The sequence below is a fragment of the Paenibacillus sp. FSL R5-0908 genome (assembly GCF_038006245.1).
GTDB classification, from domain to species: domain Bacteria; phylum Bacillota; class Bacilli; order Paenibacillales; family Paenibacillaceae; genus Paenibacillus_AQ; species Paenibacillus_AQ odorifer.
Window position 1 is genome coordinate 5,025,736 of the sequence record NZ_JBBOUV010000001.1, and the last position, 22,854, is coordinate 5,048,589.

Annotated in this window: 17 protein-coding genes and 1 tRNA gene; 2 read left to right on the forward strand and 16 right to left on the reverse strand. The window is 45.8% G+C overall.

The window, feature by feature from the left end:
* Positions 1 to 129: 129 nt before the first annotated feature.
* The 3 genes from MKZ09_RS22875 to MKZ09_RS22885 form a co-directional block, all read right to left on the reverse strand.
* Positions 130 to 1,119 (reverse strand): ABC transporter permease, encoded by a 990-nt coding sequence (locus tag MKZ09_RS22875; protein ID WP_036685819.1) that lies wholly within the window; start codon positions 1,117 to 1,119, stop codon positions 130 to 132.
* Positions 1,112 to 2,092 carry an ABC transporter ATP-binding protein gene (locus MKZ09_RS22880; RefSeq protein WP_076134645.1) on the reverse strand — a complete coding sequence of 327 codons (981 nt, stop codon included), beginning with the start codon at positions 2,090 to 2,092 and terminating at the stop codon, positions 1,112 to 1,114. The genes MKZ09_RS22875 and MKZ09_RS22880 overlap by 8 nt, the downstream gene beginning before the upstream one ends.
* Positions 2,093 to 2,194: 102 nt before the next feature.
* Positions 2,195 to 3,034, reverse strand: coding sequence for a GDSL-type esterase/lipase family protein (locus MKZ09_RS22885; protein WP_076204372.1), 840 nt, complete (start codon positions 3,032 to 3,034; stop codon positions 2,195 to 2,197).
* Between the two features lie 239 nt (positions 3,035 to 3,273).
* On the opposite strand from MKZ09_RS22885, the gene MKZ09_RS22890 reads away from it, so the two are divergent.
* A tRNA-Lys gene (locus MKZ09_RS22890) sits at positions 3,274 to 3,346 on the forward strand.
* Positions 3,347 to 3,478: 132 nt separating this feature from the next.
* Here the strand turns inward: MKZ09_RS22890 and MKZ09_RS22895 are convergent.
* The 3 genes from MKZ09_RS22895 to MKZ09_RS22905 all read right to left on the reverse strand — a co-directional run bounded on the left by MKZ09_RS22895 (position 3,479) and on the right by MKZ09_RS22905 (position 7,247).
* On the reverse strand, positions 3,479 to 4,195 hold the full coding sequence (locus tag MKZ09_RS22895; RefSeq protein WP_076204368.1) for a CAP domain-containing protein: 717 nt from the start codon (positions 4,193 to 4,195) through the stop codon (positions 3,479 to 3,481).
* 303 nt (positions 4,196 to 4,498) lie between these two features.
* Complete coding sequence (locus tag MKZ09_RS22900) at positions 4,499 to 6,463, reverse strand: WG repeat-containing protein (RefSeq protein ID WP_076204365.1); 1,965 nt, start codon at positions 6,461 to 6,463, stop codon at positions 4,499 to 4,501.
* A 562-nt stretch (positions 6,464 to 7,025) separates the two neighbouring features.
* Positions 7,026 to 7,247 carry a hypothetical protein gene (locus MKZ09_RS22905; protein ID WP_143767323.1) on the reverse strand — a complete coding sequence of 74 codons (222 nt, stop codon included), beginning with the start codon at positions 7,245 to 7,247 and terminating at the stop codon, positions 7,026 to 7,028.
* A gap of 78 nt (positions 7,248 to 7,325) precedes the next feature.
* On the opposite strand from MKZ09_RS22905, the gene MKZ09_RS22910 reads away from it, so the two are divergent.
* Positions 7,326 to 7,502: a hypothetical protein gene (locus tag MKZ09_RS22910; RefSeq protein WP_179089550.1), complete on the forward strand. Its 177-nt coding sequence runs from the start codon at positions 7,326 to 7,328 to the stop codon at positions 7,500 to 7,502.
* Between the two features lie 804 nt (positions 7,503 to 8,306).
* Here the strand turns inward: MKZ09_RS22910 and mglC are convergent.
* From mglC to MKZ09_RS22960, 10 genes are all read right to left on the reverse strand, one after another.
* Positions 8,307 to 9,314: a galactose/methyl galactoside ABC transporter permease MglC gene (gene mglC, locus MKZ09_RS22915; RefSeq protein WP_076204359.1), complete on the reverse strand. Its 1,008-nt coding sequence runs from the start codon at positions 9,312 to 9,314 to the stop codon at positions 8,307 to 8,309.
* Between the two features lie 93 nt (positions 9,315 to 9,407).
* Positions 9,408 to 10,919 (reverse strand): sugar ABC transporter ATP-binding protein, encoded by a 1,512-nt coding sequence (locus MKZ09_RS22920; RefSeq protein WP_076204356.1) that lies wholly within the window; start codon positions 10,917 to 10,919, stop codon positions 9,408 to 9,410.
* Between the two features lie 146 nt (positions 10,920 to 11,065).
* Positions 11,066 to 12,136, reverse strand: coding sequence for a galactose ABC transporter substrate-binding protein (locus tag MKZ09_RS22925; protein WP_143767322.1), 1,071 nt, complete (start codon positions 12,134 to 12,136; stop codon positions 11,066 to 11,068).
* 198 nt (positions 12,137 to 12,334) lie between these two features.
* Positions 12,335 to 13,357, reverse strand: a complete 1,023-nt coding sequence (locus tag MKZ09_RS22930) for a substrate-binding domain-containing protein (protein WP_076134650.1) — start codon at positions 13,355 to 13,357, stop codon at positions 12,335 to 12,337.
* Positions 13,354 to 15,183 carry a sensor histidine kinase gene (locus MKZ09_RS22935; RefSeq protein ID WP_081394253.1) on the reverse strand — a complete coding sequence of 610 codons (1,830 nt, stop codon included), beginning with the start codon at positions 15,181 to 15,183 and terminating at the stop codon, positions 13,354 to 13,356. The genes MKZ09_RS22930 and MKZ09_RS22935 overlap by 4 nt, the downstream gene beginning before the upstream one ends.
* 2 nt (positions 15,184 to 15,185) lie before the next feature.
* Positions 15,186 to 16,838, reverse strand: a complete 1,653-nt coding sequence (locus MKZ09_RS22940) for a response regulator (RefSeq protein ID WP_076134651.1) — start codon at positions 16,836 to 16,838, stop codon at positions 15,186 to 15,188.
* Positions 16,839 to 17,033: 195 nt separating this feature from the next.
* Positions 17,034 to 17,498 carry a GNAT family N-acetyltransferase gene (locus MKZ09_RS22945; protein WP_232061416.1) on the reverse strand — a complete coding sequence of 155 codons (465 nt, stop codon included), beginning with the start codon at positions 17,496 to 17,498 and terminating at the stop codon, positions 17,034 to 17,036.
* Positions 17,488 to 18,678 (reverse strand): formate-dependent phosphoribosylglycinamide formyltransferase, encoded by a 1,191-nt coding sequence (gene purT / locus MKZ09_RS22950; RefSeq protein ID WP_076204349.1) that lies wholly within the window; start codon positions 18,676 to 18,678, stop codon positions 17,488 to 17,490. Before purT ends, MKZ09_RS22945 begins: the two co-directional genes overlap by 11 nt.
* A 149-nt stretch (positions 18,679 to 18,827) precedes the next feature.
* Positions 18,828 to 20,552, reverse strand: coding sequence for a dynamin family protein (locus MKZ09_RS22955; RefSeq protein WP_341041915.1), 1,725 nt, complete (start codon positions 20,550 to 20,552; stop codon positions 18,828 to 18,830).
* Complete coding sequence (locus MKZ09_RS22960; RefSeq protein WP_341041348.1) at positions 20,447 to 22,510, reverse strand: dynamin family protein; 2,064 nt, start codon at positions 22,508 to 22,510, stop codon at positions 20,447 to 20,449. Before MKZ09_RS22960 ends, MKZ09_RS22955 begins: the two co-directional genes overlap by 106 nt.
* Between the last annotated feature and the right edge of the window lie 344 nt (positions 22,511 to 22,854).

Genomic DNA, 22,854 nt, shown 5'->3' on the forward strand with positions numbered 1-22,854 from the left:
CTTGGCCGTCCTTTTTGTTAAGAACGGTATCCGTTACTGCCAAAAACCTGAGGATAGAATATAACGTGAAATTATACTCTCCTATATTTCTAAGAAATGCAAACAAACGTTTTGGTTACTTTGTTCATTCTAATTCAAAATATCCCTTTTCGTAAAGACGGCGAATGAAATGATCACCGAAGCGGCCCCCCATACAGCCAGCACAGCCATGGAAAATGACAAGGACATCCCTTCAATGGGGGCGGGAGTACCAGACAAATAGCTGGTCAGTCCAAGATTTACCATAAATAAATATTTCGCTGTTGTCCAGGCAGAGGCCATATTGGTCAGTATACTACCTGCAATCAGCGCTGCCATCATAACTACTATACTCGCCGCAGTACTGCGAACAAGCACCGAGATCATGAACGCGAGCAGTGCAACCACTACGCTGACGAACCAAATCAAACCACCTTGCATAAGCATATATTTCCACTGGGGCACTGCATGTACAGTAGACATATCTAGCGAATCACCACTGATTTTAAAGCCTGTAAAAACAGGAATGTTAAAACCTTTAAAACCAAAGGCGAGACCAGAGATAAAGTAACTGATTGCAAATGTGGAAAGTACGATAAGCGAGACAAACATTAACAGTGCTGTCATTTTGCTAAAAAGCACCTTCCACCGCTTGACTGGCCTAGTCAACAGCATTTTGATAGTTCCGGTTGTCCTTTCGGCCGAGACCAAATCTGAGGCCACCGCCATAATGAGCAACGGAATAAATAATGTAACCGAATTATCCATAAATTCTCGGGTAAAGGTAACCCCGCTAGGTTCATTCGGATTAACGTCATGGTGAAGATAATACTGAAGCTGTTGTACAAATATTCGCCGATAAGTCTTCCATTCCTCTGGAATCCGGTCACTGCCCAGTGAATTTTGATTATCGATAATCTGCTGCTGGATCTCAAGCCGCCAATCGGAATTAAATTTCTCCCGGCTCCGTTCGGCTGAACGCATCTGTGCATAGGTGAACATAGGCACCAGTACAATCAGAATCAGCAGTATAACATAAAACCGTTTCTTTTTTATAATCTTCAAGCACTCATTACGGATTAGCGGAAGCAAGTTACTCAACATTCTCACCCTCCGTTAGTTTCAAGAATAGCTGTTCCAGTGTCGGATTAATTTTATGCACAGCCCTCACCTCGATTTCAGCAGTAACCATTACGGCCACAATCTCGGGGATCAGATCCTGATCCATGATCGTTATTAAAGAATTGGAGCCCATCCCGGCAATAATTGAGTCATCCAAAGTGACGTCTTCCAGTTTCTGAATTTGAACATCTGAACGATCAGCCAGCATTTCCCGGGCCTCAGCAAAAGGCTCCAGCTCCCAAAGTACATACGGCGAATTACGAGCGATCAGCTCATCTACCGCACCTACTGCCAATACACGCCCTTTACTAATAATCGCTACACGGTCGCAAAGAAGCTGAATTTCACTAAGCAGATGGCTCGATACGAACACCGCCAGCCCTTCATCCGCCAGCTTGCGAATGAATTCCCGCAGCTCTTTAATGCCTTTAGGGTCAAGTCCATTCGTCGGCTCGTCCAAAATAAGCAGCCGTGGACGTCCCAACAGCGCCTGCGCAATGCCTAATCGTTGTCTCATCCCAAGCGAGTATGTACTTACCTTATCATGTATCCGCTGATCTAATCGAACAATATCTACCACTTCGCTAATACGTTCATTGTCTACGCCAGGCTGCATCCGGGCAAAATGCTGCAAATTCTCCCATCCGGTCAAATAGGTATACACCTCAGGATTCTCAACGATAGAGCCTACATATTGCAATGCTTTTTCCGGATTTCGGTTCACATTGTACCCACATACTGTAATCTTGCCCTCAGTAGGTCGAATCAAATCCACAAGCATGCGGATCGTAGTCGTCTTCCCAGCGCCATTAGGCCCGAGAAAGCCGAAGATTTCCCCTTCTCTCACATCGAAAGTGACATCATCTATAATCCATTTTCGTCCTATTTTTTTACGTACCCCGTCTACAGACAAGACGACTGTGCCGGAGTCTTCACTATTCGTTTTTGTCATATTTAATTTAGCTCCTTGTGACTGTCATTTTCTCGGTTTGTACTTGCTCAAAGGGCATTTACCTACATGATCTTACTGCAAAATTTAACACTCACCTATATACTACTGCACAGCCTGTATGAACCGTTCTCCGATTCGCTGATAGCCATCACCATTAGGATGAAAATGATCGGTGGATAGATACTTGTCCAAATGTCTGTTAAACAAGTCAAACGTAGGAACCAAGGTCATGTTGCTATGCTTATTAATAATATCCATTGCCGTATTATTCCACTTCGTTACCGCTTGATTGCCTGGTGCCAGTAATTCTGGAATATCGCCAAAGGGATTATACAGTCCCATATAGTAAACTTGCGCATTCGGATTGATCTGTGAGATTTTATCGAGAATCTTCTCCAGTCTAGCTGCTGCTTCTGGCAGAGCGGCTAATAAAGACTCTGGAGTCAGCTCCTGCCCTGAGGTTGATGAAGTTGTGTTGCCCTGTTGCGCCCCATTATTCTCAAGAATATCCGAATCCTTAAACAGATCATTTCCTCCGACGGAAAGCAAAACAACATTCGACATGCGCAAGGCATACTCCACACCATCTTCGTTCAGTTTGCTTAACAGCCCCGCAGTAGTCAACCCGTTAATCCCCATATTGCCTAAAAAGTCTACGGTGACACCTTTTGCAGATAAACCAGTAACCGTACGCTTAACAAACCCTTCTCCGGTGTTATCGCCAGTTCCCTTGGTAAGCGAATCCCCGAGCGCAACAATTTTGAGGAGCGTGACAGTCTCCGTCACCGGTGCGACTGTTTGCTGAGGCAAGCTGCTCTCGGTAACCTCTCCGACCGGATAGATAATATCTTTAACCGCATAAACTAAACCAACCAGCAAAACTATAGTTGTTACTATGGAAATCAAGCTGACGCTGCGCCATGTCCATTTCGAATCCTTCAAAGCTATCCCTCCGTATGCCGTTCTATTATGTATTGTTCCACAATTTACAAAGATCTTAACTATGTTACATAAACATAATTCTTCCATGCAAGTTTTGCAAATGTCTAGCAGTGAAAAAAATCCCGCTGTTACAGTGTTTTTGCCGAGTAACGAGTGTGGACTTTTTTGAAAATAAAAAAATACTGGCTTTTTAATTAATGCCATTATATAATATTCACCGTTGACTCTTTAGACATTACGGGTTATTAGCTTAGCTGGTAGAGCAGCCGACTCTTAATCGGCAGGTCGCAGGTTCGACCCCTGCATAACCCATAGAGCTAGACAGGAGAAGTAAGGACAAGTTCCTTGCTTCTTTTTTTGTTGCATTTTTAATCTTCACCACACAAAAAAACCGCTCCCCAACTTACATCGGAGAACGATTTCTTCCTGAAGCATCTACTCGTATTATTTACCAATAAACTCTTGAACCCAGTAATTATTATCATAACCTACACCGATATAATTGAAGTTAGTATTCAAAATGTTAGCGCGGTGACCTGGACTATTCATCCATGCCTTCATTACTTCTTCTGGTGTTTTTTGTCCCATTGCGATGTTCTCGCCTGCGGCTTTATAAGTGATGCCAAAGGATTTCATCATATCAAAAGGTGAACCATACGTAGGTGAAGTATGTGAAAAATAGTTATTCGAACGCATATCCGTAGCTTTTGTAGCGGCAACTTTGTGCAGGCTGTCCAATCCAGCTACAGGTGACAAACCAGCTGCTGCACGTTCTTTGTTTACCAGCGTTACGATTTGCTGAACATAGGTTCCTTTATTGCTCACAGCACCTGTTGTAGTTGTATTATCTGTCGGCTTAGTTACAGTAGTTGTGTCTGCTGGCTTTGTAACCGGTTTTGTAGTTGTAGTTGTGGTCGTGTTGTCTTTGTTTGGTACTGTTCCAGTTTGCGGCTTAGTCACCACGATTGTGCTATTCGAAAAAGGGAATCCCTCAAGATTAGCTTGTTTAAAATATTGTAATATTTGCTCATAACTTGTGCCTTTTATTGTTACTGTCGATTCATTCGATGCCGCATTTGCTTCCAATGGAAGAGAAATACTAAGTGTCATAACAGCTGCCACGCTACCACCGATGATTGCTTTTAATGTCTTGTTCTTCAATCTGCCATCTCCTTTTTTCTTGCGTGTAATATATGCTTCTGCCTAGAGTGACCATCTACAAATGTTACAAAGTTGTAATTTGTTCCTCAGTTATTGTAGCATAAATCTCTCAAATGTGCGCTTCTAATTTTTTACATATAATAGTCTTGACTGTAAGATTTCCGATTCCTAGATACATTCGCTTTCTTTCGCTATTTTCCTGCCTAAAAATACCATTTCACCAGTTATTCGCGAAAAAAAGCATAAAAAAGTCGCCCTCCCCGAAAGGACGGCAACTTCAGCAAACCTATGGATACCTGGCGATTAATGAAACGACTGCCAGAACTCGCCCTCCGTAGAGATCAATCCCATGATCTCCGCATAAGGAATCCGGAAGGTTGGAAAACCTGCAGAATACGGAGCAATCTCATAAGGTGCGAAATACAGATACAACGCTTCATTATCCACAAAAAAGGGCTGATCCGAGGTAATTCCTTTATACGTATCCGGAAAAACATATGAATATTGTGGATCGTTCTCAATCTGTTTACCAACAATTTTACTGAGCTTCTCCACATATCTGCTGCCCGGCTTGAACAAATCCCCCAGCCTATAGAACCTGCCGCTGCGCAAATTAATATGCGGATAGATTTTGGTAGGCATTCCATGAGCTGCTCCAAAAGGAAAACGATATCCGGTCAGCTCCAGCACCAGCAGGTTTTTACGGAAGAAAGAGACTGAAAAATCACCATTATAACTAAAGTCCTGGGAAACCCCTCCACTCCCAACGTCTTCAGCGAGGGATAGCTTGCGCAGCTTATCGTTAACCTCTCGCGAAACTTCCGCACTGGCAATCCCTTCAACGACCGGATAATACACCAGATAATCCCTGTTCGGTTTATATTTCTTCTCCACTACGGAATAGGGAGGTCTCAGCGGAATGACTCCATTTTGGCGCCAAACCTGCTTTCCCTGCCGATCATAATAAGATGTGCGTTGATCTACATCTGCTCTTATCAAACGTCCGCTAAGGGTGAGTGTTCCTGCACCTGGAATAACTGGAGGCTGGGCTGCCTTTTTTCCACTTCTATCGATAAAATAGGTATCTTTTGCATCAAATACAGAAGCCAATCCCTCCTGGTAATTGTTCACGCCTAGCAGGGTGTGATTGCTCAGGACCGCTCCCGTTTCCGCATCTGCAATTACATAACGTGATCCGCGATAAGGCTGGCTGGGGAATACAGGCGTTCCTATGGCTACTCTGCCTTCACCTAGCTGCAATACTTCATAATATTTTGCCGGGATGATCATTTTCCCATGTTTATCAATCAGCCCGTAGGCGTTGCCATAATCCTCAGCGGTATTCACCACCGCACGTCCCTCTGAAAAAGGTAAAGCAGAGGTGAATTGCGGTTGAATGGCTACAGAACCATCCGTATTTAAATAGCCATATTTACCGTTTTCAGTCGCTTGATAGGCTAGCAAACCTTCTCCCGGACTTCCTACGAAAGGATGGTTATAAGTATGCAGAATATTCCCATCGGGATCGATGAGCGCATACTCTCCTTCTTTGATTTTAACCAAAGCCACCCCGTTCATAAAATCATTGGCATCTACATAAATCGCAGGCAGCACCTCTTTGCCTTGCGCGTCCACATATCCATATAGCGATTGGCCACCGGTTGTATTTTGTTTTGAAAAAAGTGCACGCCCCTCATGTAATGAGTTCAAATAATCATACCGGGCGGACGTTACTTCTTTACCTTTTTCATCAATAAAAGTGTACCCTTTGGCATCCGACACGACCGCGCGCTCTTCCGAAAAAGGCGCAATAAAAGAATAGATCGGCTTCACTCGTTCTCTTCCAGTGCTGTCAATGAGCCCGCTGCTATTTTTTCGCTGAACTACAGCAAGACCGTTCTTCTGAAAATCCTCAGCATATTCGTACCGGGGTTCAATCTGAACACGGCCTTCGTCATTAATATATCCCCAAAGTGTGCCCTCTTTGAGATTAAACGGCGCGGGATGCAGACCCGTGGTCCGCAGATCGTCCCCCACCCACTCCGGCAATAAGTATGGCGCCTCAAAAGGCTTATTAGAGTAATCTACACGATATAATCCCGCTTCTGCCGGAATCGTGACGAATAACTCCTCTTCCGTGCGTATGAAATCCTCATCCTGCTGAGTAATATATTCGTTCCAGCCAATGCCATCCCATTTCCATACATCCGCCTGTATCAAACCATTGTCATTCCCTTTCCCCAGCTCATTCAACCTAATCCTTAACATCCAGTCGCTCCCCTTTAACAAAGGCATTTGCCTATAGAATATGGGAGAACGTTAGTTTATGTGCTTTTTGATCTTTGGGGTTGGGGGGAGGCGTATTCCAGGATAAAAATACCGTGTTTCCTCCACAGTTGCTCGTTTCGGCGTACTTTAGGGCATTAATGCCTCTCTTTCCTCCTTCGTCGCTCGTTTCGGCGTATTCTAAGGCATTTTTGCCTCTCTTTCCTCCTTCGTCGCTCGTTTCGGCGTATTCTAAGGCATTTTTGCCTCTCTTTCCTCCTCCTTCGCTCGTTTCGGCATTTTCTAGGGCATTTTTGCCTCTCTTTCCTCCTCCGTCGCTCGTTTCGGCGTATTCTAGGGCATTTTTGCCTCTCTTTCCTCCACCTTCGCTCGTTTCGGCGTACTTTAGGGCATTAATGCCTCTCTTCCTCCTTCGTCGCTCGTTTCGGCGAATTCTAAGGCATTTTTGCCTCTCTTTCCTCCACCTTCGCTCGTTTCGGCGTATTCTAGGGCATTTTTGCCCCTCTTTCTCCCACGGTTGCTCTTTTCGCAGTATTCTAAGGCACTAATGACTCTCTTTCCCCCACGGTTGCTCGGTTCGGCTAGTTCTTCGGGATTTATACCGTTCTTTCGCCCCACGTTGCTCGTTACAGCCAATTCTGCGGGATTTATACCGTTCTTTCACCACATATAGCTCGTTACAGCCAATTCTGCGGGATTTATACCGTTCTTTCACCTCATATAGCTCGTTACAGCCAATTCTGCGGGATTTATACCGTTCTTTCACCTCATGGTGCTTCTGTTCTGTTACTAATATTAGTTTGTTGATATTGTTGGTGAGCTATGATGAATATGATGTGTTTTCGTGGTTCTCCTGATAGCGATGGTCGTGTTATTGCTGCTGGTATTGATTTGTGGCGGTGATTGCCGTGTTCATGCTGACAATGTTGAGTGGATTGTGCTAGCCGTGTTTGTGTTGAAGATATTAATTGGTGTTGGTAATGGTGTTGGTAATGATGCTGTAGATGTTCCGTGGCGGTGATGGTACAACTATCGGGTGGAGTAAATCCAATTGGTGCAATATTAGATTTGATGGAGCAGGGGTGGCAATGTTGATTGAAGTTGGTGGTGGTAAGTAATGTTGATGTTGATGTTGATGTTGATATTGATGTTGATGTTGATGTTGATGTTGATGTTGATGTTAGAGTTGCTGGAGCTGTTTAGTCATGGTGGCATTTTGGCGGGTATTTTTAGTGGTGTGTTTGTTTCATGTTGGTAATAGCCATTGGTGATCTGTGTGTTAGTGTTGTTGACGCTATTTGGTCGTGGTGGCATTTTAGTGGGTAGTTTTGGTGTTGAGTAGTTGGTAGTACTGTAGTTAGTGGTGCTTTAGTTAGCAGCGCTGTAGTTAGCAGTGCTGGATAGTGGCATTATTGGTGTAGTTGATTTATTGGTGTAGTTGATATTATTACTGTACTTGCTGCTGGTCCCAATGGTACTAGTGGGAGCGGAAGTGGTTTAACCCCTAACTAATTAAACTAGTTTTTGTGGGTAATTTTCGTGCTCGTGCGTAGTTTTTCTATGCGAGGAGCAAGGGGGCGACGTTAAATACTTGTGAATTGGTACTTGTGAATTGGTACTTTTAAATTGCATCTTATGAATGGTACTTATGAATTGGCACTTGTGAATTTGTACTTTAAATTGGTTCATATGAATTGCATATTATAAACTGTTTCTTATAAACTGTTTCTTATAAATTGCTTAGTATCAGCAAGCGAAATGGACAAACCAAAAAGCGTTTGCCATAAATAGCAAACGCTATAATCACCACACATCCCCCACACAACTACTTCTTCGAAGAATACTTCCGCATATCAAACGCGACCGCGGCGATGATGATTAAACCTTTGATAATCAACTGATAGTAAGGGCTGATGCCGATGAAGGTCAGGCCATAGTTGATTAAGGTAAAGATAATAACACCGACCAGAACACCTGGCACTGTTCCGATACCACCGGTTGTGGACACCCCGCCTACGACGCAAGCAGCAATCGCATCAAGCTCATACATGTTACCATAGTTATTGGTTGCGCCACCTGTTCTGGCAGCCTCCAGTACACCCGCCAGACCATAAAGGGCACCAGCAATGGCATAGATGTAGATCAAGTTCTTGGAAACATCGATGCCAGATACCTTAGCTGCCTGCATGTTACCGCCGATAGCGTACATGTTCTTGCCCAGCTTGGTTTTATTGAACACCACCCATACGATGGCGGCGACACCCAAGGCTATCAGCACGATATACGGGATTGAATATTGCCCCTTGCCGATAAACCCGGAACCGATTGTAGTGAAATCTGGACGCAGACCGCCTATCGGCTGTGATTGGTTGGGATCCATGTCAAAGTACAAGGAATTCAAGCCGTAGACGATAACCATCGTACCCAGTGTTGCGATAAACGGCGGGACGTTCAGCTTGGAGACGACAATACCATTGACGAATCCGCAGAGAAGACCAGCGATGATAGCTATAAGGATCGGAAGCCACACTTGCACCTGTGGCAGATCAGGAAAAAACCGCCGGGAATAATCCGGAATTTGCAGCATCGAAGCAGAAATTACCGCCGTGAAACCAACCACACGTCCAGCAGACAAGTCCGTCCCAGCTGTGATAAGGATGAAGGCAACACCAAGCGCGATGATAATCCGTGTTGACGACTGAATTAGAATGTCCCGTAAAGTATTTACAGAAATAAAGGCCGGCTCATATAAGGCAATACCCATAATTAGAATTACCAAGACAATATAAATGGCATTTTGAGTAATAAAAGATTGGGCTCTTTTAGCGTTCATTAGTAGTGTTCCTCCTTAAAGTTACGCGAAGAGTACTTCTCTTCGTAAACCAAATCTAGTTTCGCCCAGCAAAACTATCATTGAAATCCTATCCTAATGCTGTGCAGCGAGCCGCATAACTTCGGTTTCCGTAGCTTGATCGCCTTCTAGTATTCCGGTAAGCCTACCCTCCGACATGACCATTACACGATCAGACATTCCGAGCAGTTCCGGCATCTCAGAGGAGATCATAATGATGCTTTTCCCTTGCTGTGCCAAGTCGGCAATAATCGAATAAATCTCGAATTTAGCTCCTACGTCGATACCGCGAGTCGGCTCGTCCAGAAGCAGGATTTCGGGCTCGGTTAGAAGCCATCTGGCGAGCAGCACTTTTTGCTGATTCCCACCAGAAAGATTCATGATCAGCGTTTTGGTTGTTGGAGTTTTGGTCCGTAATTTTTCAATCATTTTATCGACTTCTTCTTTTTTCTTTTTTCCATCTAGTAGAAGTAGTAGTTTCTGGTATCGATGCAGGTTAGCGATTGCGCCATTCTCATGAACAGACAAGACTGGAAAAATACCGGTGACACGCCGTTCCTCCGTAAGCAATGCCATTCCGTGTTTCTTAGCATCTTTGGGAGATTGAATATGAATGCGCTTACCATCGATAGAAATCGTCCCCGATTTAATAGCCCTCAGGCCAAATAATGCTTCAATAACCTCTGTTCTCTGAGCGCCTACCAGACCACCAATCCCTAAAACCTCACCTCGTCTTAATTCAAAAGAAACATCTTTAAACGATCTTTCTTCAGGGGAGGTTAACCCTTCCACCTTCATATATACTTCGCCAGGCACGTTAAATCGTTCTGGGAATCGATTGGTCAAGTCGCGGCCGACCATTTTGGAAATGATAAGGTCTGTAGTCAATTCCGCCGCTGGCCAGGTTCCGATTTTTTTACCGTCCCGCATAATGGTAACTTCGTCAGAAATCTCGAGAATCTCTTCCATTTTGTGGGATATATAAATAATAGCTACGCCTCTACTCCTAAGATCCCGTATGATCCGAAATAAATGCTCCACCTCCACACTGGTCAGGGAGGAAGTAGGTTCATCCATTACAATAACTCGGGAGTGAAAAGAGACAGCCTTCGCAATTTCAATGGATTGGATTTTGGATACAGACAATTTACCCACTAATGTCTCGGGATTCAGATCGATATCCAGATCTTTAAACAAATTCTCCGTGTCAGTGTACATTTTCTTATGGTCAATAAACTGAAAAGGTCCAACCCCTTTGGTTGGGAATCGTCCTAACCAGATATTCTCCATCACACTTCGGAACGGCACGGGATGCAGCTCTTGGTGAATCATTGAGATCCCATTTTTCAAAGCGTCATTTGAGCTTCCGATAGAGGTCTTTTCACCCTCCAAAAAAATCTCACCGGCATCCGGTGAATAAATACCAAAGAGACATTTCATTAAAGTGGACTTACCCGCACCATTCTCGCCCATAAGGGCATGCACCGAACCTGGTCTGACCTTTAAACTAACTGCATCCAGCGCTTTGACGCCGGGGAATTCTTTCGTAATGTCGTTCATTTCTAGCAAAAACTCAGCTTTTTCCATGTTGTTACGCCCCCTACGCTTTTTTCTTTTTTCATGAGAGGCACAGCGGTTTCATCCTGTTCCCTGCCTGAAAGAAATCCGAGGAGCGAATATCCGCTCCCCGTTGCTGCTATATGATCATGAATTCCATCTAGATTAGAGCGTTATTATTTGGCGTCATCGATATTGTCTTTGGTGATCTTTTTATAGGAAATCCACACGTATTGGTTGTCTGTGATATCAAAGCCTACGTTATCTTTTGTAGGTGTTTCTCCTTTAGCAAGCAGAGCAGCAACTGTGATTGCAGCTTTACCTTGGTTGTTCGCATCATTCAGCACGGTACCAAGCATCGTTCCATCTTGTAGTGCTTGAATCGCAGGAGCAGTAGCATCTACACCTACTACCGGCATAAATTTATCACCCGTGAAGTAACCTGAAGCTTTCAAAGCTTCGATTGCACCGAGAGCCATATCGTCGTTGTTCGCAAGTACAGCTTCAATTTTGTCGCCATGGGAGCCAAGGAAGGCTGCCATTTTTTCTTGCCCTTTTACGCGGTCCCACATCGCAGTATCTTCAGCCAGCTTTTCTACCTTGATGCCGGCATCTTCAATTGCTTGGATGGAGTACGTAGTACGAAGTTCAGCGTCTTGGTGCCCCGGTTCACCTTTCAGCATTACGTATTGGAGGACGCCGTCGCCGTTTTTATCCGCTTCAGGATGTGCCTTCCAGTAGTCCACGATCAGTTGACCGGACATAGTTCCGGATTCTTCCGCTTTAGCACCTACATAATAAACCTTATCCCATTTCTTCATATCTTCTGGCAGCGGCTCGCGGTTCAGGAAGACCACCGGAATATTTGCCGTTTTTGCTTTTTCGATAATAACGCCAGCCGCAGTACGGTCAACTGGATTGATCAGCATGCCTTTATATTTTTTGGTGATGAACAAGTCAACTTTGTCATTTTGTGTGGGTTGAGAATTTTGGCTATCTACGATATCTACAGTAGCAATGCCTTTGGCAGCGGTGTCTATTGCGTTACGAACACCTGTCATGAAGGTATCGTCAAATTTGTAAATGGCTACCCCTACTTTTGGCGATTCAGTGGAAGAGCCCGCATTTTCAGTTTTTGGAGCGTTGGTAGCTTTACCACTGTCTGAATTATTGTTGCTATTGCCACAGCCTGCCAGGGCGGCACCCAGTATTGCGCTTGCTAAAAGAACGGAAGTGATTTTTTTCATTATTCATTGACCTCCTGTTTATACTTCTTTTTTTTGGTTTAACCCTGAATTCTCTCGGGCACATCCATATTATGCCTTAGGTGAAAACGGTTTCGAATATAAAATCCTACTCACTTTTATAAAAATTCTACTGAACCCAAAAAACGAATACCTCCCATTTTAAGGATGGCATTCGTCTTTTCAAAAATAAACCGTCCACTATCTGACGAAGGGAAATAACAATTTCTGATTCTCGGGCCACAGCATATTGTCCAAATCAATGAGTTTAGTGCCCGTATCGACACGATCAGGAACATCCATTCCTTCGATTACCTCAACGGCATGTTTTACGGCTAAATACCCGTTACTAAAAGGATTTTGGATTACGGTCGCTTGAACCGTACCCTCCTGCAGCAACTCCATCATTGACGGGGAGCTGTCGAACGCTACCATTTTAATATTATGCAGCCCTCGGCTCTGGATAGCTTTTGCCGCCCCTTGTGAAGCTGTCTCATTCAAGCTGGCGATCCCGCGAAGATTTGGATGTTTCAGCAGCATTAACCGTGTCAGCTCTTCAGCATCACTAATACTCGAAGTGGTATACGAAATCTCTACTACCTGTATGTTCGGATATCGGGCAGCGTAATTTAAAAATCCCTTTTCCCGTTCCTCTGCATCTCTTGCACCATATTCAATGCCGTTTGAAGACTCCTGCTCCGCCCCCAAAGATGAATTTGTGAAGTTAATGATGCCGACCTCCCCGTATCCATTTAGCAGTTGAATGAGTCTTTCTGCAGACTTTTGTCCCGCTTCATAGCCGTTTGAACCCACATAGGCTCTTACTCTGGCCGAACCGACTTCTGCATCCACAGACAATACAGGAATCTTGGAATATGCCGCCCGATCAACCACTTGTGCAAGTCCCATGTAGCTGCTGGCAGCTAAAATAATAACGTCCGCTTTTTCTTTAATGGAGTCCTCAACCATTCTCACCTGTTCCGCAATATCACTCTCCGCATTCGGAGCTTTGAACGTTAGTTTCACATTAAATTCCTGTGCCGCGGCTTCTGCACCCAATCTAACTGTATTCCAATAGTCGCCTTTGTTCATTTTCACAATAAGATGAATATTGCGGGTTTTGTTCGTGTTGATATAATTAGGTGCCGAATTGAAACACGACGTGATCGTGGTCCATAACACCACACATACCAGCAGGGTTAGCCAAAAACGAACGATTTTCATACCGATGTCTCATCCTCCTCATGTCCAGGATTGCCCTCGCCTGCTGCGAGTGCCGGGAAGATAAGAGTAACCGTAGTGCCTTCTTCAATTTCACTTTCAAAAGAAAGACCATAATCACGCCCATAATACAGCTCAATACGCTCGTTAACATTTCTAACGCCTACCCCGGAGCCATGCATACTCTTACTGCCGCCAGTTAAAAGAACCTTCATAGTCTCCTCTGACATACCCAGTCCATTATCACAAATGCGGATGATGACAAGATCATCCTTCAGCTCCGCTTGGATCGAAATAAAACCTTCATCAGGCATCATTTCAATCCCGTGATACAGGGCATTCTCCACAATAGGTTGTAAAATTAACTTAATAGTCTGACACTGCAGCACTTCATCCTGAGCCTCGATCTCGTAGCGGAACTTATTTTTGAACCGAAAGCTCTGAATCACAAGGTAATGACGAACATGATCAAGCTCTTCCTGCACGGTAATCATATTATTCCCTTTACTAAGGCTAATCCGGAAGAACTTCGATAAGGACTGAATCATCGTGACTACCTCCTCAGTCTTGCCGCGTTCAGCGAGCCGGATCACAGAATTTAAGGTATTGTACAGAAAGTGCGGATTGATCTGGGATTGCAGCACTTCAAGCTCACCTTTACGTTTGGTTTCCTGTTCATAAATAATCTGATCCATCAGTTGGCGGATACGTTGCAGCATAAGGTTAAACCGTTTGGACAGCTGTTCCACCTCATACGCGCCGCTGACATCTATTCGGGTGTTGAGGTCCCCTTCGCCCACCTGCTGAAGCGTCCGTTCCAGCTTGCGGATAGGGCGGGCAATACGTGCAGACAAAAAGACAGATACAATAATTACACATAAAATGACTACCGCTAAAAACCAGGATAAAAAAGTGTTTAGATCACGTTTGGTAGTTACAATCTCATCATAATAAGCCACACCCACGATCTTCCAGCCTGTCTGTTCCAGTGTTCTTACGGTGATAAACCGTTTTTCGCCCGTAGACTCATCCAAATAGCTACGAAAAGCATATTCCAGTACTGGCTCCACATTCTCATATTTTAAGCCCGCATAAATCAGCTGCTGCTGGGGATGGTACACAATATTTCCCAGCTGATCGAGGATGTAAGCGTATCCTCTTTTGCCAAGCTTAACCTGCTTGCTCAGCTCATCAATGGTTCGAAAGTTAAAATCCATCAGCAGGATGCCGGTTTTTAAGACTCCGTTCTCCTTATATTGAATTAATTTGCTGATAGACACGACCCAGATATATTGACCTTTGAACAAATTCTGAATATGAGGTGCGGAATAAGAGAGCTCTGATGTTCTTTGCGCCGTCGTAAACCAGCTCTGAGTCTCCAGCTGTGTGTTGCTGCGCAGCTTCTGACCGGGTGTACCCACGACATATTTCCCCTGTGGTGTAAAAACAGCCGCCGAGACCAGATCCTCTCTGCTCCCCATTAACATAGCCATTCTTTCCGTCAATAAAGCGGAATCCACGGAAGGGCTATTCGTAATCTGCTCCTCCGCTGTCTCAAAAATATTGCGCATTCCTTTAACATAAAGACCCAGATTGTAATTCACTTGCTCAATGATCTGCTGCATATTCATATTGGCATTCTCTTCTGCGGTCTTGGCAAACTTGTTGTACAGCATAAGGCTGACAACGACAGCTACCAGCACGGCAACAGATGTAAAAGTGAGTGTAATCGTAACTTGAATGCTTCGGAGCTTGGAGGACAACCGACGTTTTCCGCCTTTGGGATGCTGCGGTCTTAGATGAAAGGAATAAGGTTTATCCTTCAGCATCTTTACCCTCCTCTGGAGCTGTTTTTATACTCTTTAGGAGATTGGCCATATTTTTTGCGGAAACAAAAGCTGAAATAGTTAGGATCGGCAAAACCTATTTTTTCTGCGATTTCAAAAGCTTTCAGCTCCGTGGACCGCAAAAGTTCCTTGGCTGCTTCTAACCTAATTTGCAAAAGATAACTAACGAACGTCATTTTCATTTCCTTCTTAAAAATACTGCTAAAATAACCGGTACTTATATGTAAATGCTGACAAACCTTGCCGATGGAAATATCAGATTCAACATAGTGGCTGCGTATATATTCTTTAGCTTCATCAATAAGCAGCTTATAGGAAGATTGACGTTCTAATGCAATCGTATCCATTAAACCGCTACAGACTGCAATAATCCATTGCTTGGCTTCGGCCATACTATTAAATTTATTGATGGCAGTTAGCGACGAAATGCCAGAACCAATATACTTTGCAGCCTCACTTCCGGATTCTTTAGCCACTCGCAGGATAGATGTAATAATCTCCAGCAAAAAAATCTGATAATCCTGTGTAGACACCTGCTCTGCGTCAAGACCGGCAAATAACTCCTCAACAACCTCTTTGAGTTCTTGCACCGTACCTAGTTTAATCGTCCGGATTAAGGATTGCTGGGTTAGTTCATCATAGGTTAGCAGAGTGCTGGAACGTGACTCAACGTCCTCAATCCAGATCACCCGGTTATTGCCGAGAATAAGCCGATAATCTAGTGCCTGCAAGGCATCCCCAAAAGAATTAAATAACAAAGCAGGCGATGAACAGACCGTTCCGGAGCCTGCCGTTACTGTCAGCTTCAGAAAACGCTGTACGTTCTGGCGGATTTCTTCAAGAAGCTCAAAAGTCTTTCCAGTGATATCAGTTTCTTCCCCTTCTTCATGGATGGTGAGCAATACGACCTCATCACGATGAATAAACACCCTTCCAAAACCATGCTTCGAGCATATTTCTTCAGCAATATTCAGCACAGCGAATAGCTGTAAATTCTTTTCACCAGTGTCTCGTAAAGAAATTTGCCGGCCTGCTGCACCCCCAGCCGATTCCCGCTCAGGACGAATATAATCCACACTAATTACCGAAGCCTGAAACCACCGTCCCGTTAATTTTATGCCATATTCAGAGCTCTTCTCAGCAATTTCATCCGTACGCAGTCTACGCGAAATAAGGGACGATAAAAATTGCTCCCTTAACACAGGCAGACTTTTCCGGTAATGCTCACTGAGTACAAATACATTTTCCTTTTCTGCAATTTCAGCCTCAATAGTTACTCTAACCTTAAGCAGTACATCAATTAATTCCTGCGAAGAGAACGGTTTCAAAATATACTCGTCAATTTGCAATTTTATCGCCTTCTGAGCATATTCAAATTCATCATACCCAGTCAAAATGATAATCTTAGTGTTAGGATGATGACTACGAATCCATTCAGCCAGCTGAAGTCCATTCATAAAAGGCATTTGGATATCGGTAACTACCACATCCGGCAGCAAACGGTCTATGGCATCCGCAGCTTCCCGTCCATTCTCCGCCTGCTCAACAATCTCAAATCCGTAACGCTCCCAGTCAATCTGCCCGATAACGCCTTCCCTAACGTCTTCTTCATCTTCAGCAAGAACTAGCTTATACATGTCTCATCCCTCTTTGGAAACGTTTTAGATGTCATAAATTTTATTGTATATGATTCAAACCAATCCATCTATGGTTAAGTTATTTAAATAGTTTTAGGTATTAATATATTAAATACATATAAAAAAAGAGTTCCAGAGCAAAAAAAAAACCATCCCGCCGTAGCTGGGATGGGGATGATCGGTAACCTATAAGTATTATAGCAACGCTTTGTTAAAGCGATAGCCTGCTGTCTTTTCGAAACCGATATGACGATAAAAAGCATGTGCCGGTGCGCGTTCTACGCGGTTGCCACTTCTAAGGAAAAGCTGACAGCAACCTTGCTCACGTGCCCATTCTTCTGCTGCGGCCACAAGTCTTTTACCGAGTCCGTTTCCTCTGAGTTCTTCTGATACGATAAGTGCAGTAATCTCAGTGATACAATCTGTCTGTTTGTAATACGAGCTTACCTGTCTAAGGCCGATCATACCCACAACTTCATTGTTCAGCTCTGCTACAAGTGTGCATTGGAGATTGCTGTTCTCCATGCTTTCCAGTCTCTCTTTCATCACGCTTAGCGTTGTTGGATAGCCGAATTCCCGCAGAAGCGCTGTAACTCTCTCCAGATCATTCAAGCCGCATTTGCGAATTTCCAGTACAGGTGCCATGGTACTACTGTTCATCCTCATATACCTCCACTTTTAGCATAGACGCCGCCTGCTTGGCTATCGTCCGCGCGATTTCCACATCTTCCGCCGCACTTAACGCTACTGCCATCCGCCGGCCAGGACGAACTTCCGGTTTACCAAATACGCGAACCTGAGTCCTAGGCAGTTCCAAAGCTTCTCCAATTCCGGTCACAGCAAAGGCTCGTCCTTCTCCATCAGCCTTCAGCGTAGCTGAGGCCCCAGGTGTCAGCAATTGTACTGACTGGACAGGAAAACCAAGAATAGCTCTGACATGCACTGCAAATTGAGATAAATCCTGCGTCGCCATCGTGACCATCCCCGTATCATGGGGTCTAGGTGACACTTCACTGAACAATACGCCTCGATCTGTCAAAAAAAGTTCCACTCCAAAAATACCGAAACCTCCGAGCTGATCCGTTACAGCTTTTGCTATAGATTGCGCTTCTTCAAGCAGCTCTGGCTTCATAAAGTGAGGCTGCCAGGATTCCACGTAATCTCCATCCTTCTGAATATGTCCAATAGGTGGACAAAATACCGTTCCAGACACAGAACGCACCGTCAAAAGAGTAATCTCGCTCTCAAAAGTAACAAAAGCCTCCACGATAACTCGTGTTCCTTTAGCTCTTGCTCCATCCAAAGCAGTGTTCCAGCAGTTTTCTGCATCCTCAGGGCTTTTGCATACGCTCTGACCCTTGCCAGAAGAACTCATAATCGGCTTAATGACACAAGGAGTGCCTAGCTCGGCTATAGCTTGTTGCAGTTCTTCCAGACTATCCGCAAAACGGTAATCGGCGGTTGGCAGTCTGAGTTCTTCAGCCGCAAGACGGCGAATCCCTTCTCTGTCCATGGTCAGCCGAGCCGCCCGCGCCGTCGGAACAACGAAAAAGCCTTCTTCTTCAAGCTCTTGAAGAGCGTGAGTGGCGATTGCCTCAATCTCCGGAACAATGACATCCGGTTTCTCAGAACGAATCAGCGCTTTCAGCGCCTCTGCATCCAGCATATCAATTACATAGGAACGATGAGCTACACCCATCGCCGGTGCATCGGTATAACGGTCTACAGCTACGGTCTCTACGCCAAGGCGTTGAGCTTCAATTATGACTTCCTTACCCAGTTCCCCGCTGCCCAGCAGCAACAGCTTGCGGCTTTGAGCTGAAAAAGGAGCTCCCCACATTGTCGATTCCAACCTCTTTCGGCAAATTGACTGTCTCGTTTTTATGAATTTCAGAAAACGTAACAGTTTCATTGTATATTTTCAGGCTTCTTTATTTTCATCCATCATACGCCAGATTGCAAGTGTTCTTCGACATTTTCCTACAAACTTCACAGAACTTTGTCGACTTTATCAACGAAAGTTTGTTCTAGACGTGATAATTGGTGGCTTATTTGGCCCCAATGATCTGCTGTCTCACCCCCTTTAAGGAGATCTAACATCGCTTTCTCTTGCTCCGCAAGCCCTTCTTGCAGGCTTTCGGCAGCAGATTTTAATTCTCTGCTGATATTCTCGACGTAATGAGCAATTAATTTCTCCTTCTGCACTGCCGCTGCAAGATTAACCGCATCTTTCAAAAGCGTCTCTGCCGCAGCTTTGACCAATTCCCGCCCAGTTCCCTCAAAGAAATAACGCGGGGATTTGAAATGGCCCCATAAAGCGGACCAGTGCACAGGCTGAAGCTGGCATTCCAGATCCTTAGGAGATGACCAAGCGTGCTCCTCATTCTCCATAAGATGAAAGTCCTCCGTGGAAAAGAGCAGCTCTGTAGCTGCCGCTTCAGCAGCTTCATGAACAAGCCTGCGTCCCGTGCTCTCTAGCCGCAGCGTTGTTGCCCATAGCTCTTGCTCAAGCTCGCGCTGAGTAGTACGCATTAGTTCTGCACCACAGGCAGAGAAAATGGCTTTTAAATTCCCTGCATCCTCACGCAGTAAGGAGGGATGAAAAGACTCCTGGAAATTTCTGTTGAAGGAGAAGCTAATCCGCTGGCACACATGATAGATCAGTTCTTCACTTTCATGAATAAGATCTCTGCTAGGACGTTCCTCAGTCTCCAAAAGAGACAACCGCTTCATGGCGAACTGCCGCCGTTCCTGCAGTTCTATTAACCCGGCTTCACGCTCGCCCGCCGCCTTGGAGGCCAGATTCTGCCATTCCTCAGCCCTGCGCCGAACCGATGCGATACTCTCAGCAGCTGCATTAAGTGAGAGCTGTGGAAGCTCATCACCAGCAAAGCGGGATAATGCTTGCTCAAATTCCTTGAAGCGGGAGGTTTCATAAAGATCGTGATTATGTTGAGTTTTAGCTTCTAGAGCAAGCAAGCTGGACAAAGCATAGATTCTCGGAGACCGCAAACCTCCGGCACGCAGATTTTGAACGACATGTGCTTTAACCTCATCTAGTTCTTCTTCGCTTGAAGCGAGATCAGAAGCATTGATAATAAAGAACATTTTATCGAGAGCAAAGCTATCTTTAATGCGGCCAAGCTGGGCCAAGAGTCCGCGATCCGCCTTCGAAAAGGCGTGGTTATAATAGGTCACAAAACAGATCGCATCCGCATTTTTCATGTAACTAAAGGTTACGCCAGTGTGGCGTGCATGCAGTGAATCTGCTCCTGGTGTATCTACGAGCACAATCCCGCTCTCCGTCAAAGGACAGGCATAATACAGGTCAATCCCTTGTACGAAGCAAGCCCGGGTCTCTTCCGCAACTAGGTTTCGATATTCATCCAAATCAACCGTCCGCACCGTTCCTAGCAGCGGCTCAGCTTCAGCCCAACCGGATGCTGCGGCTCTTAGAAATCCTGCATGCGGCAGCGCAGAGGGGTGGATTCCCCGTGTTGGCAGGCTCGCAAGAACTGCTGTCCACGTATCCTGTTGCGGCTCTCCAAGCTGCAGCACGCTGAAGGAATGGCAGATGTCATCCCAGAAATCCGCCATGCTCTTCATCGTTACAACCGCGCTGGCATGGCGGAAGTCTCCTTCCGGCGCCAATATGCGGTTAACTGCGGCCGTGGCAGGGTGTGGCGACACGGGCAGCACTTCTTCGCCGAGCAAAGCGTTGGCGAAGGAAGATTTGCCTGCGCTGAACGCACCGAACAGCGCAAGGGTAAAGCGGCCGCCGGCGAGATCCTCCGCCCGTGCGGCCAGACTGCGCGCCGCCGATGCCATCGCTGGCTCGCGGCGCAGCAGCTCTGCCGCAGCCGCCAGCGCGTCAGCGGCTGCCGAGAGCCGGCGGCGTCCGCCCGCCGGCGAAGCCGTTCCCGCCGCCCAGCTTGCGGCGGCGCTTCCAGCCGCGGCGCGTTCGCGCGGCTGGGTCTCCCGCGGTGCGGCGCTCTGCGTTGCCGCACGCGGGGTGACCCTAACCTCCGGCAGGATGCCGGGGTTAGGGTCCGGCGCGGCGGCAGCAGCGCCGCTAGCTCGTGCGCGCGGGCGTCAGCCGCGCGGTCCAGGGCGGCTAGCGCGCGGGCAGCGCGCGCCTGCCGCGTAAGGGCCTGTTCGCGGCGCTGGAGTTCCGCGCGCTGCTCCTCGATAAGCGATGGCAGCTTCGCCAGCAGCTCATCGCCAACTAACAGCGCAGCGCGGCGGAATTGGCTCTTCAGATCTGCCGCAAGTGTGCGGCAGAAATTGAGCAGCGCCTCGCCGCTATACCCCGTTCCCGGCTTAAGTGCAGCCGCCAGCCATTCCTGGCTCACCGCCGGGAACCCTTGCTTCAGAGTCGTCTCTGCCTCCTCTGCCCACAGTCCGAGATTCTCCGCCCATTGACGTACCAGCTGAATCAGATGCCATTCCAGCTGAGCGGAAACCTCTCGGACCAGTAATCCTTGCCAGGCTTCCAGTCGTTTGCCTTGTTCCTTCTCCCGCCGTCCCGCTGTAGAGAACAAACCTAAGCGGAAGCCTGGGCTGACACTCTCCACATAGCTCCCTGCCGCCTCTCTAACATCCGCAGGCATTAAGTTAGCATTATTGAGTAAGGCATCAAGATCACTTCGCAGGCTAGCTCGTGATTGCTGAGGCAGCTCCTCAAGCAGTGCCTTCTCTTCCTCCAGCGATTTCAGCTCATCCATCACAACTGTAACCTCTGCACCCTCTAGCTCAGCTAAAAGAATTTCCCGTTCCTCCTGCTGGTCTTCACGGAACGCGGTCAGCGATGAATCTGCTGTATGATGAATGGAACGTGACAAGCTATATTGAAGCAATTGTTCCCTGTGCTCCAACAGCTCTGTTATAAGGTTCAGCAGATTATCCCAATGATTCAGTGGGTGCTCTTTCATTTTGAGTGAGGTAAACAGAATCCCCGCACAATGAATTCCCCACTGTTCAAAAGCATTTTCAAGCTGGCGTTTATATTCTTCAATGGAAATTTCTTGTTCTCTGTGCTTGTCTATCTGATTAACAATAAGATAGAGCGGTTTGCCCCAGTCACTAAGATTTTTGGCAAAAGCCAAATTATTCTCTGACTGTACATGGTTATAATCCATAACATAAAAGACGACATCAGCTAAATGCAGCGCGGAACTAGTGGCCGCCTGGTGGCCATCATCCGTCGAATCCACGCCAGGCGTATCCAATAGAACACCATGCTTCCCTAGAAGTGGAATCTCATTCCAGACTTCAATCGCAGAATATTCTCCGCCATTTCGACAATATTCCTGTAATCTTTCTGGTGTTGTCTCTACAGGGGTAGATTCATTTTCACTTCCCTCAACCCTTGGATAGATAAGCACTCGTGGAGCCCCGCTGCGGATAGAAACAATATTGGCACTAGTCGGCACAGGTCCGGAAGGCAACACTGAGCTGCCGCATAAAAGATTAATCATGCTGGATTTCCCTGCCGAAAAATGCCCACAAAAAGCAAGGGTCAGTTCATTCCCACCCTCTTTATTTTGTAAATCTTCATATATTCGTTCAGCACTCTCATCGCCCCAGTGGCGCATTAAATCTTTCAGCCGGGAAAGCTGCGATGCTGTTTCACTTAATGTTTCTCTCTGAATTCTAACCTGTTCCGCTCCCACAGACCTTCCACCTCCACAGATACCTTCTAATCATGCACTGATCTTAATCCATTCATGAATACTGATTTAAGCTCTTTTTTATGCAATACTTATATAGGTGCAATTTCTGAAATTTAGCGCGGAACATTTTTATAAATAATAATTACAGTTTATCACCAGTTTGACACAAATTAAATACACACTACTTACAAAATAACCTATCATCTCCTACGAAATGATACCAAAAAAAGAAGCGACGTTGTCGTCCTGTAAAGCCAACCGTCGTTTCTCGTAGAAATATAAGGATATTAAATAAAAAAAGGAGCCAGCCCCAAGGGCTGACTCCATTTCAGGTCACTTCTCAA